The 15,777-nt window shown below is 69.7% G+C and carries 14 protein-coding genes; 8 read left to right on the top strand and 6 right to left on the bottom strand.

Features of this window, described 5'->3' with window-relative positions:
- The 3 genes from ACWEOO_RS08025 to tkt are packed head-to-tail and all read right to left on the bottom strand — an operon-like array spanning nt 1 to nt 4,909.
- On the bottom strand, nt 1-1,581 hold the full coding sequence (locus ACWEOO_RS08025; protein WP_452142366.1) for a glucose-6-phosphate isomerase: 1,581 nt from the start codon (nt 1,579-1,581) through the stop codon (nt 1-3).
- Complete coding sequence (tal, locus tag ACWEOO_RS08020) at nt 1,578-2,687, bottom strand: transaldolase (RefSeq protein ID WP_452142365.1); 1,110 nt, start codon at nt 2,685-2,687, stop codon at nt 1,578-1,580. The genes ACWEOO_RS08025 and tal overlap by 4 nt, the downstream gene beginning before the upstream one ends.
- 41 nt (nt 2,688-2,728) lie before the next feature.
- Nucleotides 2,729-4,909, bottom strand: coding sequence for a transketolase (tkt, locus tag ACWEOO_RS08015; RefSeq protein ID WP_452142364.1), 2,181 nt, complete (start codon nt 4,907-4,909; stop codon nt 2,729-2,731).
- A 241-nt stretch (nt 4,910-5,150) separates the two neighbouring features.
- On the opposite strand from tkt, the gene ACWEOO_RS08010 reads away from it, so the two are divergent.
- On the top strand, nt 5,151-6,134 hold the full coding sequence (locus tag ACWEOO_RS08010; protein WP_452142363.1) for a heme o synthase: 984 nt from the start codon (nt 5,151-5,153) through the stop codon (nt 6,132-6,134).
- A gap of 120 nt (nt 6,135-6,254) precedes the next feature.
- Nucleotides 6,255-7,370, top strand: a complete 1,116-nt coding sequence (locus ACWEOO_RS08005) for a ScyD/ScyE family protein (protein WP_452142362.1) — start codon at nt 6,255-6,257, stop codon at nt 7,368-7,370.
- Nucleotides 7,371-7,389: 19 nt separating this feature from the next.
- On the opposite strand, the gene ACWEOO_RS08000 is transcribed toward ACWEOO_RS08005, so the two are convergent.
- The 3 genes from ACWEOO_RS08000 to ACWEOO_RS07990 all read right to left on the bottom strand — a co-directional run bounded on the left by ACWEOO_RS08000 (nt 7,390) and on the right by ACWEOO_RS07990 (nt 9,947).
- A complete protein-coding gene (locus tag ACWEOO_RS08000) occupies nt 7,390-8,316 on the bottom strand; it encodes a COX15/CtaA family protein (protein ID WP_359929271.1) in 927 nt (308 codons plus the stop codon).
- Nucleotides 8,317-8,335: 19 nt separating this feature from the next.
- Complete coding sequence (locus tag ACWEOO_RS07995; RefSeq protein ID WP_452142361.1) at nt 8,336-9,112, bottom strand: ABC transporter permease; 777 nt, start codon at nt 9,110-9,112, stop codon at nt 8,336-8,338.
- 115 nt (nt 9,113-9,227) lie between these two features.
- Nucleotides 9,228-9,947, bottom strand: coding sequence for an ABC transporter ATP-binding protein (locus tag ACWEOO_RS07990; protein WP_359929267.1), 720 nt, complete (start codon nt 9,945-9,947; stop codon nt 9,228-9,230).
- Between the two features lie 126 nt (nt 9,948-10,073).
- Here ACWEOO_RS07990 and ACWEOO_RS07985 point away from each other — a divergent pair, with 126 nt between their 5' ends.
- From ACWEOO_RS07985 to ACWEOO_RS07960, 6 genes are read left to right on the top strand one after another with little or no spacing between them, the layout of a single operon-like run.
- A complete protein-coding gene (locus tag ACWEOO_RS07985) occupies nt 10,074-10,790 on the top strand; it encodes a helix-turn-helix transcriptional regulator (protein ID WP_452142360.1) in 717 nt (238 codons plus the stop codon).
- On the top strand, nt 10,787-12,199 hold the full coding sequence (sufB, locus tag ACWEOO_RS07980; protein ID WP_359929264.1) for a Fe-S cluster assembly protein SufB: 1,413 nt from the start codon (nt 10,787-10,789) through the stop codon (nt 12,197-12,199). The genes ACWEOO_RS07985 and sufB overlap by 4 nt, the downstream gene beginning before the upstream one ends.
- Nucleotides 12,199-13,401: a Fe-S cluster assembly protein SufD gene (sufD, locus tag ACWEOO_RS07975; protein WP_452142359.1), complete on the top strand. Its 1,203-nt coding sequence runs from the start codon at nt 12,199-12,201 to the stop codon at nt 13,399-13,401. Before sufB ends, sufD begins: the two co-directional genes overlap by 1 nt.
- On the top strand, nt 13,398-13,736 hold the full coding sequence (locus ACWEOO_RS07970) for a non-heme iron oxygenase ferredoxin subunit (RefSeq protein ID WP_359929260.1): 339 nt from the start codon (nt 13,398-13,400) through the stop codon (nt 13,734-13,736). The genes sufD and ACWEOO_RS07970 overlap by 4 nt, the downstream gene beginning before the upstream one ends.
- Nucleotides 13,737-13,758: 22 nt before the next feature.
- Nucleotides 13,759-14,523, top strand: coding sequence for a Fe-S cluster assembly ATPase SufC (sufC, locus tag ACWEOO_RS07965; protein ID WP_363711015.1), 765 nt, complete (start codon nt 13,759-13,761; stop codon nt 14,521-14,523).
- The gene (locus tag ACWEOO_RS07960) at nt 14,520-15,776 is read left to right on the top strand and encodes a cysteine desulfurase (protein ID WP_452142358.1); all 1,257 of its coding nucleotides are present in this window, start codon (nt 14,520-14,522) and stop codon (nt 15,774-15,776) included. The genes sufC and ACWEOO_RS07960 overlap by 4 nt, the downstream gene beginning before the upstream one ends.
- Nucleotide 15,777: the final 1 nt, after the last annotated feature.

Below are 15,777 nucleotides of genomic sequence, written 5' to 3'. Positions count from 1 at the left end.
TTACTGGAACAGGGACAACAGCTGCTGTACGCCGGCCGCCACGTCCGTGAGCTGCAGCCGCAGCACCGGACGCCCGCGCTCGGCCAGGACGTTCGCGTCACCGGCGGCCTGCGCCGAGATCAGCGTGCCGAACGTGAACGGACGGTCCGGGATCTCGACGTCGGTCGGGTGCGCACCGGTGATCTGCAGGTACACGCCCTCCGGGTGACCGCCCTTGTGGTACTGACCGGTCGAGTGCAGGAACCGCGGTCCCCAGCCGAAGGTCACCGGACGGCCCGTCCTGGTCGCCAGCGCCGGCCGGACCGCGAGCAGGTCGGCGTCGCGCTCGGAGTCCAGGTACGCCATCACCGCGACATAGCCCTTGTCCTCGAGCTTGCCGAGCAGCGCGTCCACCGCGCCCTGCAGCGAGTCGACGCCGTCGAGCAAGCCCTCGGAACCGCGGACCTCGACAGCGCCCTCGGTGAAGGCCGCGGCCTCCGGCTCCGGCTGCGCGTCGAGCAGGCCACGGGCCGCCTTCTTCGCGCTCTCCACATCCGGCTGGTCGAACGGGTTGATGCCGAGCAGGTAGCCGGCCACCGCTGTCGCCACCTCCCAGAGCAGGAACTGACCGCCGAGCGAGCCCGAGGTCAGCGCCGTCGGTACGCCGCTCGTCGCCTTCTCCGCGAGCAGGGCGTTGGTGAGGTCGGCGGCCTCGCTGGTCAGCTCCGGCGCGGTCACCTCGACCGCGACGGGCAGTACGCCGGTGCCGTTCTTGCCGGTGCTCTCCGCGATCAGCTGCTCGGCCCAGTCCGGGAACCCGACGATGTCGGAGCCGTCGGCCGTGATGATGGCCTTGTCCCGGCCGGCGCTCGCCGCGAGCACGGCGCCCAGCCACAGGGCCGGGTTGTCGGCGGAGTCGGCCTGCAACGCCGGCGCCGCCTCGGCCGCCTGGTCGAGGAGCTCGGCGATGTCGGCGCCGGCCAGACCGGAAGGCACCAGGCCGAACGCGGTCAGCGCGCTGTACCGGCCGCCGACGTTCGGGTCGGCGAGGAACGTCTTGCGGTAGCCCTCGTCCGCGGACAGCTTCTCGAACGGCGACCCCGGGTCCGTCACGACGACGATCCGCGAGGCCGCGTCGATGCCCGCGTCCGTGAACGCCTTGGCGAAGGTCCGGCGGTGGCTGTCGGTCTCGACCGTGCCGCCGGACTTGCTGGACACGACGATCACGGTCTTCGACAGGTCACCGTCCAGCGCGCGCTTGACGACGCTCGGGTCGGTCGAGTCGAGGACGACGAGCTCCACGCCCGCCGTCCGGGTGATGACCTCCGGCGCCAGCGACGAGCCGCCCATGCCGGACAGCACGATCCGGTCCAGACCCTCGGACCGCAGGTCGGCCTGCAGCGCCTCGATCTCGGCGAGCAGCGGACGCGAGGTGTCGTGCAGGTCGACCCAGCCGAGCCGGATCGAGGCCTCGGACTCGGCCTCCGGACCCCAGATCGTCGCGTCCTTCGCGGCGATCCGGGACGCGATCTTCCCGGCTACCAGCTTGTCGACGACCTCGGCCCAGTCGCCGTTCTGCGTGGTTACCTTCGGAGTGCTCACTTGGCGGCCGCCTTCAGGGCCGCGGTGACGGTGTCCTGCAGCTCCGACCAGGACGCGTCGAACTTCGCGACGCCCTCGTCCTCGAGCACCTGCACGACCTCGTCGTAGGAGATGCCCAGCCGCTCCAGGTCGTCGATCACCTTCCGGTCGCCCGCGTAGTCGCCGCGGACGGTGTCCCCGGTGAACTCGCTATGCTCCTCGACCGCCTTGATCGTTGCCTCGGGCATCGTGTTGACGACGCCGCGGGTGACCAGGTTGTCGACGTACAGCGTGGGGGAGTAGGACGGGTCCTTGGTGCCGGTCGACGCCCACAGCGGACGCTGCGGCTTCGCGCCGGCGGTCTCCAGCTCGCGCCAGCGGTCGGTGTCGAAGATCTCCTCGTACGCCTCGAAGGCCAGCCGGGCGTTGGCGATCGCCGCCTTGCCCTTCAGCGCCTTCGCCTCGTCGGTGCCGATCGCGTCCAGCCGCTTGTCGACCTCGGTGTCCACCCGGCTGACGAAGAACGACGCGACGCTGGCCATCTTGGTGACGTCGCGACCGTTCTCGACGGCCTGCTCCAGGCCGGTCAGGAACGCGTCCGCGACCGCCTTGTAGCGCTCGAGCGAGAAGATCAGCGTCACGTTCACGCTGATCCCGGCGGCCAGCGTCTGGGTGATCGCCGGCAGGCCCGCCTTGGTGGCCGGGATCTTGATGAAGATGTTCTCCCGGCCGACGATGTCCCACAGCTGCTTGGCCTGCTCGACCGTCTTCGCGGTGTCGTGCGCGAGCGTCGGCTCGACCTCGATCGACACCCGGCCGTCCTGGCCCTCGGTGTCGTCGTACGTCGGCTTGAACACGTCGGCGCCGTCGCGGACGTCGCTGGTGGTGATCACCCGGATCGCCTCGTCGGTGGACACGCCCTGCGCGGCCAGCTTGCCGATCACCTCGGCGTACGCGTCGGCGTCCGAGATCGCCTTCGCGAAGATCGTCGGGTTGGTGGTCACGCCGGTGACGTGCTTGTCCTCGATCATGGCCTGCAGGCTGCCGCTGGTCAGCCGCACACGGGACAGGTCGTCGAGCCAGATGGAGACACCCGCGTCGGCGAGTGCTTTCAAGCGATCGTTCATGGTTCCGATGCCTTCTTCCGGAATGTTCTGTTGTGGTGTCTTCAGTTGGCTTCGCTCGTGTCGGCCGGCCCGACCGGGCCTGCGGCCGCGCGCCCGGGCGGTACACCCGGTCCGCTGATCTTCGCGGCGGCGGCGATGCTGTCCCGCGCGGCCTGGACGACGGCGTCGGTGGTGATGCCGAACTCGTCGTACAGCGTCTGGTACGCCGCGGAGGCGCCGTAGTGCTCCAGGCTCACGCTCCGGCCCGAGTCGCCGACGATGTCGTGCCAGCTCTGCGCGATCCCGGCCTCGACCGAGACCCGGGCCCGGACGTCCGCGGGGATGACGGTCTCGCGGTACGCGTCGTCCTGCTCGTCGAACCATTCCCGGGAGACCATCGACACCACGCGGGCCTGGACGCCCTCCTCGGCCAGGACCTTGCGGGCCTCGACCGCGATCTGCAGCTCGGAGCCGGTGCCGATCAGCACGACGTCGGGGGTGCCCCCATCAGCGTCGAGCAGCACGTAGCCGCCCTTGTGCACGTTCTCGGTGGTGGCGAAGCCGTCCGTGCCGCGCGGGAAGGTCGGCACGTTCTGCCGGGTCAGCGCCAGGCCGGCCGGGCGGTCGGTGTGCTCGAGGATGGTCGCCCAGGCGGCGGCCGTCTCGTTCGCGTCACCGGGCCGGACGACGTCCAGGCCGGGGATCGCGCGCAGCGCCGACAGGTGCTCGATCGGCTGGTGTGTCGGGCCGTCCTCGCCGAGGCCGATGGAGTCGTGCGTCCACACGTACGTGACCGGGAGCTGCATCAGCGCCGCCAGCCGCACCGACGGGCGCATGTAGTCGGAGAAGACCAGGAACGTGCCGCCGTACGGGCGGGTCAGGCCGTGCAGGGCGATGCCGTTCAGCACCGAGCCCATCGCGTGCTCGCGGATGCCGAAGTGCAGGACCCGGCCGTACTCGTCGCCGGAGAACTCCTTGGTCGAGTACTCCGCCGGGATGAACGACGGCTGACCCTTCGGGGTGGTGTTGTTCGAGCCGGCCAGGTCGGCGGAGCCGCCCCACAGCTCGGGCAGCTCCGGCGCGAGCTTGGTGAGCACGTCACCGGACGCAGCGCGGGTCGCGACGCCCTTGGCGTCGGCGTCCCAGCTCGGCAGCGCGTCCTTCCAGCCGGAAGGCAGCTCACGCTTCGACAGCCGGTCGAGCAGCGCGGCGCGCTCCGGGCTCGCGGCCTTCCACTGGTCGAACTTCGCGCTCCACTCGGCCTCCAGGGCCTTGCCGCGGTCCAGCGCCTCGCGGGTGTGCGCGATCACGTCGTCGGCGACCTGGAACGACTGCTCCGGATCCCAGCCGAGGATCTTCTTGGTCGCGGCGACCTCGTCGGCGCCGAGCGCCGAGCCGTGGATCTTGCCGGTGTTCTGCTTGTTCGGGGCCGGCCAGCCGATGATCGTGTGCAGCCGGATGAAGCTCGGCTTGTCGGTGACCGCCTTCGCCGCCTCGAGCGCGTCGTACAGCGCCTCCACGTCCTCGTGGTAGCCGGTGCCGCCCTGGGTCCAGTCGACGTCCTGGACGTGCCAGCCGTACGCCGCGTAGCGGGCCGCGACGTCCTCGGACAGCGCGATGTCGGTGTTGTCCTCGATGGAGATCTTGTTCGCGTCGTAGATGACCGTCAGGTTGCCGAGCTTCTGGGTGCCGGCCAGCGACGAGGCCTCGGACGCGACGCCTTCCTCGATGTCGCCGTCGGACGCGATCACGTAGACCTGGTGGTCGAACAGGCCCTCGCCCTTCGGGGCGTCGGGCTCCAGCAGGCCGCGCTCGCGGCGGGCCGCCATCGCCATACCGACCGCGTTGCCGACGCCCTGGCCGAGCGGGCCGGTGGTGGTCTCCACACCGGCCGTGTGCCGGTACTCCGGGTGGCCGGGGGTCTTGCTGCCCCAGGTCCGCAGCGACTTCAGGTCGTCCAGCTCCAGGCCGAAGCCGGCCAGGTACAGCTGGATGTAGAGGGTCAGGCTGGAGTGCCCCGCGGACAGCACGAACCGGTCGCGGCCGGCCCAGTGCGGGTCGGTCGGGTTGTGCCGCATGACCTTCTGGAACAGCAGGTACGCCGCCGGCGCCAGGCTCATCGCCGTACCGGGATGTCCGTTCCCCACCTTCTCGACCGCGTCCATCGCGAGCACCCGCACGGTGTCGACCGCGCGCTGGTCGAGCTCGGTCCATTCAAGCTTTGGGCTGGTCTTCTCCGTCACGCCGGCGGCGCTCCTCTCGATGGTCTTCCGATGTCGCCTCAGGGTGAGCCTACTGTGGCCGGGGCGTTCCCTTGCGCACCGCTCACTTGTTTGTCAACCGTTCGCCGACTCTGCCTGTTCCCCGACCTGTTCGGCCGCAGACACACGCGATCGGAGGGGGGTGGCAGAACCCTCCTACGGGGCGTCGTAGACTGCTGAATCGTCAGCGCCGGTGCTCCGGCGTCAACCCAGATTGTTCGAGGTGTTCGTGACGGCCGTCGACCCGCGTCCCGCCGCGACGACGTCGTACCCGACGCCGCTGCCGGACGCTACCGCTGTATCAGCTGCAACGGTGCGTCCGTCGGTGCGCGACGTGGTGAAGGCGTACGTCGGTCTGACCAAGCCGCGCATCATCGAGCTGCTGCTGATCACCACCGTGCCGGTGATGTTCCTGGCGGCCGGCGGTGTGCCCGGTCTGCAGGTGGTGGTCGCCACCCTGATCGGCGGCATCCTCGCCTCCGGCAGCGCGAACACCATCAACTGCGTGCTGGACCGCGACATCGACGAGCAGATGCGCCGCACCCGGCGCCGCCCGCTGCCGCGGCACGCGGTCAGCCCGCGCTCGGCGACCACGTTCGGCGTCGTGCTCGGCGTGCTGGCCACCCTCGAGCTCGGCTTCTTCGTGAACTGGCTCTCGTCCGGCCTGGCGCTGGCGGCGAACCTGTTCTACGTCTTCGGCTACACCATGGTGCTGAAGCGTCGCACCGTGCAGAACATCGTCTGGGGCGGGATCGCCGGCTGCTTCCCGACCCTGATCGGCTGGACCGCGGTCACCGGCAAGCTCGCCTGGACCCCGGTCGTGCTGTTCCTGGTGGTGTTCTTCTGGACGCCGCCGCACACCTGGTCGCTCGCGATGCGGTACCGCGAGGACTACGCGTCGGTGGACGTGCCGATGCTGCCCGTGGTCGCCACCCCGGTCGCCACCGCGCGGCAGATCATGGCGTACTCGGTGGTCATGGTGATCACGTCGATCGCGCTCTGGCCGATCGGCGACACCGGTTTCGTGTACCCGCTGGCCGCGATCGTGCTCGGCTTCGTGTTCCTGCGCGAGGCGCGCCGGTTGTTGCTGCGGGCCCATACCGGCGCGGACGGCGCCGCCCTGCGGCCGATGCGGCTGTTCCACTTCTCGAACATCTACCTGGCGCTGCTGTTCATCGCCGCGGCGATCGACCCGCTGCTGCACTGAGCGTCGCATGCCGGGTGCGGGGAGTTTTCCCCGTTGACCTGATCGTGATCTGATGTTGCGATGGGGTCCTGCCTGTGGAGGGGGATCCACGCCTGGGGAGGCGCTGCAGCAGGGGGATCTATGGGGGTACGAGCACGTATTGCCGCACTCGCGGCACTCGCGCTGGCAGGATCGGTACTGGTCGCGGGGCAGGCGGAGGCCGGGGGCAAGCACTCTTCGAGCCTGAAGCCGGTGGCAACGGGCCTGAACGGGCCGCGCGGAGTCTCGACGTACAAGAACTGGGTCGTCTACAGCGTCTCCGACGGGTCGGTGTACGTGACCGACGGGCGGCGCACCCTGAAGCTCGGCACGGTGCCGGGCTCCGGCGGGTTCGCGCCCGCGATCGACACCAACAAGTGGGGTACGACGTACGCGCTGACCGGCGCGGGCGGTGAACCGGGCCAGCCGCCGGTTCCGGGCGCTACGACCCTGTACCGGATGCGGTACGGCAAGTCGCCGGTCAAGATCGCCGACATCGGGGCGTACCAGAAGACGGATCCGGACCCTTACGACCAGGAGCAGAACCCGACGGACTCGAACCCGTTCGGCGTCGCGGCCCTGAACGACGGCACGGTCCTGGTCTCGGACGCGGCCGGCAACGACCTGCTCCGGGTCTGGCCGAACGGCCACATCAAGACGGTCGCGAAGCTCAAGCCGCGGGTGGTGAAGGTCCCGTCCGGTCTGCCCGCCACCGACCCGGAGGGCAACCCGCTGCCACCGGCGGGGACACCGATCACCGCCGAGGCCGTCGCGACCTCGGTGACCGTCGGCTCGGACGGTTATTGGTACGTCGGCGAGCTCCGCGGCTTCCCGGCCACGCCGGGGACGTCGCAGATCTGGCGGATCAAGCCGGGCACGGTCGGTGCGATCTGCGACCCGGTCAAGCCGAACAAGGGCAAGTGCCAGCGGTACGCCGACGGCTACACGTCGATCGTCGACCTGGCCGGCGGTCCGCGGGGCGTGCTCGCGGTCGTCGAGCTCGACAAGGCCAGCTGGCTGAAGTTCGAGCTGAGCGGGCCGACGCACGGCGGCCTGTTCCTGCAGTACCCGGGCAAGAACCACCGGGCCGGCTACAAGCGTGAGCTGGTGAAGGATCAGCTGACACTGCCGGGCGGCACGGCGTTCAACCGGTGGGGCGGACTGTATGTCGCCGGACCGGTCTTCGGGCCGGGCGCGGTCTACAAGGTGAGGTACTGAGAGACGCGCGGGGCGCCCGTCAGGTGGCGGGTGTCCCGCGTTCGCCGTACACAGCGGTGACCAGGGCGATCAGCAGCGCGGCCAGGAACATGTGGACGAGCACGACGGGCCAGGGCAGGCCGGTGAAGTACTGCGTGAAACCGACGGCGCCCTGCAGCAGCTCGACGGCCAGCAGCCACGCAGCCAGCTTGCGGAGCGTCCGCGAGGTAGCCGTCACCCTGGTGGCGATCACCAGCGCGATCGAGATGCCGAACAGGCCGAAGACGACGTCGGCGTGCAACTGGCTGACGAGCTCCGGGTCGAAACCGTTGCGGCCGGTCTCCGGGTCGCCGGAGTGCGGACCGGCGCCGGTGACAACGGTGCCGAGGGCAACGGACAGCCAGACCGCCACCACACAGGCGGTGGCGAGCGCGCGGACCACCGGGGGAGTGTGCGGGTAGGGGCTGGTGCGTGACCGGCGCATCATCGAGACCGTCAGCGTGATGATGATCGGCGAGACCAGGAAGTGCGCCGAGACGATCCACGGGTTCAGTCCGGTCAGCACGCTGATGCCGCCGATCACGCCCTGCAGCGGGACCCCGAGCGCGGCCGCGGTCGCGAGCCGCCGCAGGTCCCGCCGGACCGGGCGGTAGCGCATCACGACCAGCCAGGTGATGATCGCGACGATCGCGACGACGAACCCGAGCATCCGGTTGGTGAACTCGATCGCGCCGTGCACGCCGAGCGCGGCATGCGGGACGTACGAGTCGTCGGTGCAGGACGGCCACGTCGGGCAGCCGAGCCCCGAACCGGTCAGCCGGACCAGTCCGCCGGTGACCACGATGCCGATGTTCACCGCCACGGACGCCCAGCCCCAGCGCCGGACGACGTCCAGGCTCGGCTCGGGCACCAGTCGCCAGAATCCGCGCACTGGCTCGGTCTCTTGGGGCGGGGTCTCCGTCGTCATCACCGGCACACTCTAAAGGTCAGTCCCATTTGAAGGTCCTGGAGACCAGGTATCCGAGGACCGCGGCCCACAACGCCAGCGAGAGCGCGGCGGCCCACGGGATCACGCCTTCGACGGTGGAGTTCGCGATGCCGCTGGCCAGAGCCGCGCTCGGCAGCAGGCGGACGATGCCCTGCATGCCCTCGGGGTATTCGGTGACCGGCGTCATGATCGCGCCGCCCACGAGCAGCAGGAGGTAGAGCAGGTTCGCCGCGGCGAGGGTTGCTTCCGCCCGGAGCAGGCCGGCCATCAGCAGGCCCAGTGACGCGAACGCCGCCGTACCGCACAGGACGGTGAGGATCACACCGAAGACCGCGGCGAATCCTCCGACAGGCTTCCAGCCGAGCGCGAACCCGGTGCCGATCAGCACCGCCAGCTGGATGGCCTGCACGATCAGGACCGCGCCGATCTTCCCCGCGAGCAGGCCCGTGCGGGAGAGCGGGGAGGCGCCGAGGCGCTTGATGACGCCGTACCGCCGTTCGAAGCCGGTGGCGATCGCGAGCGACGTGAACGAGGACGACAGGACGGCCAGCGCGAGCACCCGCGGGACGGCCTCGTCGATCGGCCGGCCGCTGCCGAGGGGGAGCCGCTCACCGAGGCCGGTGCCGCCGAGCAGCAGGAGCAGGCCGAGCGGGATCACCAGCGCGAGCAGCAACTGCTCGCCGTTGCGGACGAGCAGCCTGAACTCCATCCGCGTGTGCGCGATCACCTTCCGTGTCCACGGCGCGCTGCCGGGCTGCGGGGCGTAGCCGGTCACGGGGCCTCCCGTCCTGGACTGAGGAGCGGAGGGAGCGAAGCGACCGGAGCGACGAGGGAAGGACGGGAGTCACAGCCCCGTGACCCGCCGCGCCGGAGGCGTGGCATCAGCGCTGTCATTGCTTGCCCCTCGGCGTGGTGAGCTCGAGGAACACTTCCTCGAGGGACTTCGTGTGGTGCTGGGTCAGCTCGTCGGGCGTGCCGGACGCGATCACCTGGCCGGCCGACACCACGTGCACCTGGTCGGACAGCTGCTCGGCCTCGTCCATCGCGTGCGTGGTCAGCACCACGGTGACGCCGTCGGCGCGCAGGTCGCGGATCAGCTGCCAGATCTCCCGGCGGCCGTGCGGGTCGAGCCCGGTCGTCGGTTCGTCGAGGAAGGCGATCTCCGGCCGCCCCACGATCGCCAGCGCGAACGACAGCCGCTGCTTCTGCCCGCCCGAGAGCCGGCGGTACGGCGTGCGCCCGCAGCTGCCCAGGTCCAGGCGCTCCACGAGCGCGGGGATGTCGAGCGGGTGGGTGTGCAGCGTCGCGACGTACCGGAGCATCTCGACGGCGCGGACGCCCGACCAGGCGCCGCCCTCCTGCAGCATCACGCCGATCTTCGGCATCAGCTCGTCGTGGTCGGCGAGCGGGTCCAGGCCGAGCACCCGGACGCTGCCCGAGTCCGGGCGCCGGAAGCCCTCACACGTCTCCACGGTCGTGGTCTTGCCGGCACCGTTCGGGCCGAGCACGGCCGTCACCGTGCCGGCGGCTACGGTGAGACTGAGACCGTCGACCGCGGTCTTCTCGCCGTACCGCACGACGAGGTTGTCGATCTCCACCGCGACTGGCACAAACGCAGCATAGAGAACGCCCCGGAGTGACCTCGCTCACGCCTACCCCTGGAGTTCCGCGTGAGCCCGGGAACGGTTAGGTGAACCTTATTTGAAGGCTCCGGGGAATTACGCGACACTGATGTTGTGAAAAATCCTGCGACCACCGGAGCCGTCAGCGGCGCCGCGCGGGACGAGTCCACCCGGGACCGGGTCGCCCGCTCGATCCTGACCAACGGCCCGTCCAGCGCCGCGGTGCTGGCCGAGCGGCTCGAGCTCACCCCGGCGGCGGTCCGCCGGCACCTGGACCACCTGCTCGACGAGGGCCTGGTGGAGTCCCGCGAGGAGCGCGTCTACGGCCCGCGCGGCCGCGGCCGCCCGGCGAAGGTGTTCGCGCTGACCGACACCGGCCGGCACGCCTTCCACCAGGCGTACGACGACCTGGCGGCCACCGCGATGCGGTTCATCGCCGAAGCGGGCGGTGACGACGCGATCACGGAGTTCGCCCGGCGCCGCGTCGCCGAGGTGGAGGAGCGGTACCGGGAGCTGCTCGCGCAGGCTCCCGAGAACAAGAAGGCGGAGGTGCTCGCCCAGGCCCTGACGGCCGACGGGTACGCCGCTTCCACGGCGGAGGCGGGCCACGGCGCCCAGCTCTGCCAGCACCACTGCCCGGTCGCGCACGTGGCCGAGCAGTTCCCCCAGCTGTGCGAGGCCGAGACCGAGGTGTTCTCGAGACTCCTCGGCAAGCACGTACAGCGTTTGGCCACCATCGCCCACGGCGACGGTGTGTGTACGACGCATATCCCGGGCCCTGCCCCTGTGGCCCCTGTAACCGACGGCGAATCTGCGAGGACTACGCGATGACGCAAACCGCTCACCCCGAACTGGAAGGCCTCGGCAACTACCAGTACGGCTGGTCCGACTCCGACGCCGCCGGCGCGGTCGCTCAGCGCGGCTTGAGCGAGGACGTGGTGAGAGGCATCTCCACCCTCAAGAACGAGCCGGAGTGGATGCTCGACCTGCGCCTCAAGGGCCTGAAGCTCTTCGGCCGCAAGCCGATGCCGTCCTGGGGCGCCGACCTGTCCGGGATCGACTTCGACAACATCAAGTACTTCGTCCGGTCCACCGAGAAGCAGGCCACCTCCTGGGAGGAGCTGCCGCCGGACATCAAGAACACCTACGACAAGCTCGGCATCCCGGAGGCGGAGAAGCAGCGCCTGGTCGCCGGCGTCGCCGCGCAGTACGAGTCCGAGGTCGTCTACCACCAGATCCGCGAGGACCTGGAGGAGCAGGGTGTCATCTTCCTGGACACCGACACCGGCCTGAAGGAGCACCCGGAGCTCTTCAAGGAGTACTTCGGCTCGGTCATCCCGGTCGGCGACAACAAGTTCGCCTCGCTGAACACGGCGGTCTGGTCCGGCGGCTCGTTCATCTACGTCCCCAAGGGCGTCAAGGTGGACATCCCGCTGCAGGCCTACTTCCGGATCAACACTGAGAACATGGGCCAGTTCGAGCGGACGCTGATCATCGTCGACGAGGGCGCCTACGTGCACTACGTCGAGGGCTGCACCGCGCCGATCTACAAGTCCGACTCGCTGCACTCGGCGGTCGTCGAGATCATCGTGAAGAAGGGCGCCCGCTGCCGCTACACGACCATCCAGAACTGGTCGAACAACGTCTACAACCTGGTCACCAAGCGCGCCACCTGCGAGGAGGGCGCGACCATGGAGTGGATCGACGGCAACATCGGCTCCAAGGTGACGATGAAGTACCCGGCCGTGTACCTGATGGGCGAGCACGCCAAGGGCGAGACCCTGTCGGTCGCGTTCGCGGGCGAGGGCCAGCACCAGGACGCCGGCTCCAAGATGGTGCACAACGCGCCGTACACCTCCAGCTCGATCGTCTCGAAGTCGGTGGCCCGCGGCGGCGGCCGGACGTCGTACCGCGGTCTGGTCGAGGTGGCGCCGGGCTCGCACCACAGCAAGTCCACGGTGCGCTGTGACGCGCTGCTGGTCGACACCATCAGCCGTTCGGACACCTACCCGTACGTCGACGTCCGCGAGGACGACGTGGCGATGGGGCACGAGGCGACCGTGTCCAAGGTCAGCGACGACCAGCTCTTCTACCTGATGAGCCGGGGGATGGCCGAGGACGAGGCGATGGCGATGATCGTCCGCGGCTTCATCGAGCCGATCGCCCGCGAGCTCCCGATGGAGTACGCGCTGGAACTGAACCGACTGATCGAGCTGCAGATGGAAGGGGCCGTCGGCTGATGTCGACCTCTGAAACGCTTGTTGCTACCGGCAACAAGGCACACTCCCACGGGCCGGGGTCACCGGTCCCGCTCCAGGCGCGGAGCGAGCGGCCGACGTCGTACGACGTGGCCGACTTCGCGGTGCCGAACGGGCGCGAGGAGGAGTGGCGCTTCACCCCGGTCAAGCAGCTCAAGGCGCTGTTCGAGGACGCGCCGGGCACCGAGAGCCCGAAGATCGACGCCTCCGGTCCCGAGGGCGTCGTGATCGAGACCGTCGCCGCCGACGCGGTCAAGGTCGGTACGCCGCAGGACCGCTCCGCCGCCGTCGCCTGGACCCAGGCGCCCGAGGTGCTGGCGGTGCGGATCCCGGTCGAGGCCGAGCTGACCGAGCCCGTGCACGTGAACGTCGCCAGCCTCGGCGGCCGCGGCTTCAGCCACCTGATCGTCGAGGCCGGCCGGCACAGCAAGTCGATCGTGATCATCGACCACACCGGTGCCGGTGAGCTGAGCGGGAACGTCGAGATCAAGGTCGGCGACGGCGCGGACCTGCGGATCGTCTCGATCCAGCAGGCCGACCACGAGTCGATCCACCTCGGTCAGCACGACGCGCTGGTCGGCCGGGACGCGCGGCTGCACCACGTCGCGGTCACCCTCGGCGGCAAGATCGTCCGGATCGGCACCAACGTCCGGTACGCCGGACCGGGTGGCGACGCCGAGCTCGTCGGGGTGTACTTCGCCGAGTCCGGTCAGCACCACGAGCACCGGCTGTTCGTCGACCACGAGGCGACGCACTGCAAGAGCAACGTGCTCTACAAGGGCGCGCTGGCCGGCGACAACGCCCGCTCGGTGTGGATCGGCGACGTGCTGATCCGGGCCGCGGCCGAGGGCACCGACACCTTCGAGCTGAACCGGAACCTGGTCCTCACCGACGGCGCCCGCGCCGACTCGGTGCCGAACCTGGAGATCGAGACCGGCGAGATCGAGGGCGCCGGACACGCGTCGGCGACCGGCCGGTTCGACGACGAGCAGCTGTTCTACCTGCAGGCCCGCGGTATCCCCGAGGACGCCGCCCGGCGGCTCGTGGTGGCCGGCTTCTTCAACGACATCATCGGCAAGATCGGCGTGCCGGAGGTCTCCGACCGCCTGCACGACGTGATCGAGGAGAAGCTCGCCCGCGCGGCCGAGCTGAGCGAGTCGGCCAAGGCGGTCGTCGGCAAGTGAGCGACACGTTCGAGCGCGCCTGCGCCGCCGCCGACGTACCCGACGAGGGCGTGGTCCCGGTCGAGGTCGGCGGTGTCGAGGTCGCGGTCGTGAAGAGCGAGGGACAGTACTTCGCGGTGCGGGACGAGTGCTCGCACGCGCAGATCCAGCTGTCCGAGGGCGACGTCGGCGAGTGCGAGATCGAGTGCTGGCTGCACGGGTCGCGCTTCGACCTGCGCACCGGCGAGCCGACCAGCCTGCCCGCGTACGACCCGGTGCCGATCTACCCGGTGCGCCTCGACGGCGACGACGTCCTCGTCGACGTGAAGAACCCCATCAACCAGGCTTCACTTTGAGCTGTAGGAGATAGCAGAAACCATGGCGACACTCGAGATCCGCGACCTGCAGGTGTCGGTCGACACCGAGGCCGGCCCGAAGCAGATCCTGCGCGGCGTCGACCTGACCATCGCCGGTGGTCAGACGCACGCGATCATGGGCCCGAACGGCTCCGGCAAGTCGACGCTGGCGTACTCGATCGCCGGGCACCCGAAGTACAACATCACCGGCGGCACCGTGACGCTGGACGGCGAGGACGTGCTGGACATGTCCGTCGACGAGCGCGCCCGGGCCGGCCTGTTCCTGGCGATGCAGTACCCGGTCGAGGTGCCGGGGGTGTCGGTGGCGAACTTCCTGCGCACCGCGAAGACCGCGATCGACGGCGAGGCGCCGAAGCTGCGGACCTGGGTCAAGGACGTGAACACCGCGCTCGCCGAGCTGCAGATGGACCCCGAGTTCGCGCAGCGCAACGTCAACGAGGGCTTCTCCGGCGGTGAGAAGAAGCGCCACGAGATCGTCCAGCTCGAGCTGCTGAACCCGAAGATCGCGATCCTCGACGAGACCGACTCCGGCCTCGACATCGACGCGCTGAAGATCGTCTCCGAGGGCGTCAACCGGTTCGCCGGCCAGGGCGACAAGGGCATCCTGCTGATCACCCACTACACGCGGATCCTGCGCTACATCAAGCCGGACTTCGTGCACGTCTTCGTCGACGGCCGCGTCGCCGAGGAGGGTGGCCCGGAGCTGGCCGAGGAGCTGGAAGCCAACGGGTACGAGCGGTTCGTGAAGGCAGGCGCGTCCAAGTGACCGACGCCCGGACTTTCAGCAGTCCCTTGGACCTGCAGTCGGTCCGGGCGGACTTCCCGATCCTGTCCCGCGAACTCGCGGGCGGGTTCCCGCTGGTCTACCTGGACTCGGCGAACTCGTCGCAGAAGCCGCGCCAGGTGGTACAGGCGATCGAGGACCACTACCTGAAGCACAACGCGAACGTCGCCCGGGCCATGCACCAGCTCGGCGCCGAGGCGACCGCGGCGTACGAGGGCGGCCGGGACAAGGTCGCGGCCTTCATCGGCGCGCCGTCGCGGGACGAGATCGTCTTCACCAAGAACGCCTCCGAGGCGCTCAACCTGGCCGCGCACACGCTGGGTGCGGCGCTGAAGCCGGGCGATGTCGTGGTGATCTCCGAGATGGAGCACCACAGCAACATCGTCCCGTGGCAGCTCGCGTGTGAGCGCACCGGCGCGACGCTGAAGTGGTTCGGCGTGACCGAGGACGGGCGGCTCGACCTCAGCAACATCGAGCAGCTGCTCACCGAGAACACCAAGGTCGTCTCGCTGACCTGGGTGTCGAACGCGCTCGGCACGATCAACCCGATCACGGAGATCGCGGCCAAGGCGCACGCGGTCGGCGCGACCGTGGTCGTCGACGCCTCGCAGGCCGTCCCGCAGTTCCCGGTCGACGTCTCCACACTGGGCGCGGACCTCCTGGTCTTCACCGGTCACAAGGTGGTCGGCCCGACCGGTATCGGCGTGCTCTGGGGCCGCTACGAGCTGCTCGCCGGGCTGCCGCCGTTCCTCGGCGGCGGCGAGATGATCGAGGTCGTCCGGATGACCGGTTCGACGTACGCGCCGCCGCCGGCCCGGTTCGAGGCCGGGACGCCGCCGATCGCGCAGGCGGTCGGTCTGGGTGCGGCCGTGGACTACCTGTCCGGGATCGGCATGGACAAGATCGCCGCGCACGAGCATGCGATCGTCGAGTACGCGCTGGAGGGGCTGAAGACCGTTCCGGGTCTGAAGCTGCTCGGCCCGACGGACGCCAAGGACCACGGCGGCGCGATCAGCTTCGAGCTGGACGGCGTGCACCCGCACGACGTGTCGACGGTTCTGGACACCCGGGGGATCGCCGTGCGGGCCGGTCACCACTGTGCGCGCCCGGTCCACGAGCGGTTCGGAATGCAATCGTCGACCAGAGCGTCTTTCTACCTGTACACGACTCCCGAGGAGATCGACGCACTCGTCGACGGCCTCGGATTCGTCCGAAAATTCTTCAAGGTGGACTGAT

The organism is Kribbella sp. NPDC004138 (assembly GCF_053603655.1).
The sequence above is the reverse complement of the archived record's forward strand: the minus strand, read 5'-3'. Positions and strand labels throughout refer to the sequence as shown.

What these genes read in the sequence shown, in the direction of transcription:
- tal (WP_452142365.1), bottom strand. Translation starts at nt 2,687, where the DNA reads ATGAACGATCGCTTGAAAGCACTCGCCGACGCGGGTGTCTCCATCTGG.
- sufC (WP_363711015.1), top strand. Translation starts at nt 13,759, where the DNA reads ATGGCGACACTCGAGATCCGCGACCTGCAGGTGTCGGTCGACACCGAG.
- ACWEOO_RS08000 (WP_359929271.1), bottom strand. Translation starts at nt 8,316, where the DNA reads ATGACGACGGAGACCCCGCCCCAAGAGACCGAGCCAGTGCGCGGATTC.
- sufD (WP_452142359.1), top strand. Translation starts at nt 12,199, where the DNA reads ATGTCGACCTCTGAAACGCTTGTTGCTACCGGCAACAAGGCACACTCC.
- sufB (WP_359929264.1), top strand. Translation starts at nt 10,787, where the DNA reads ATGACGCAAACCGCTCACCCCGAACTGGAAGGCCTCGGCAACTACCAG.
- ACWEOO_RS08005 (WP_452142362.1), top strand. Translation starts at nt 6,255, where the DNA reads ATGGGGGTACGAGCACGTATTGCCGCACTCGCGGCACTCGCGCTGGCA.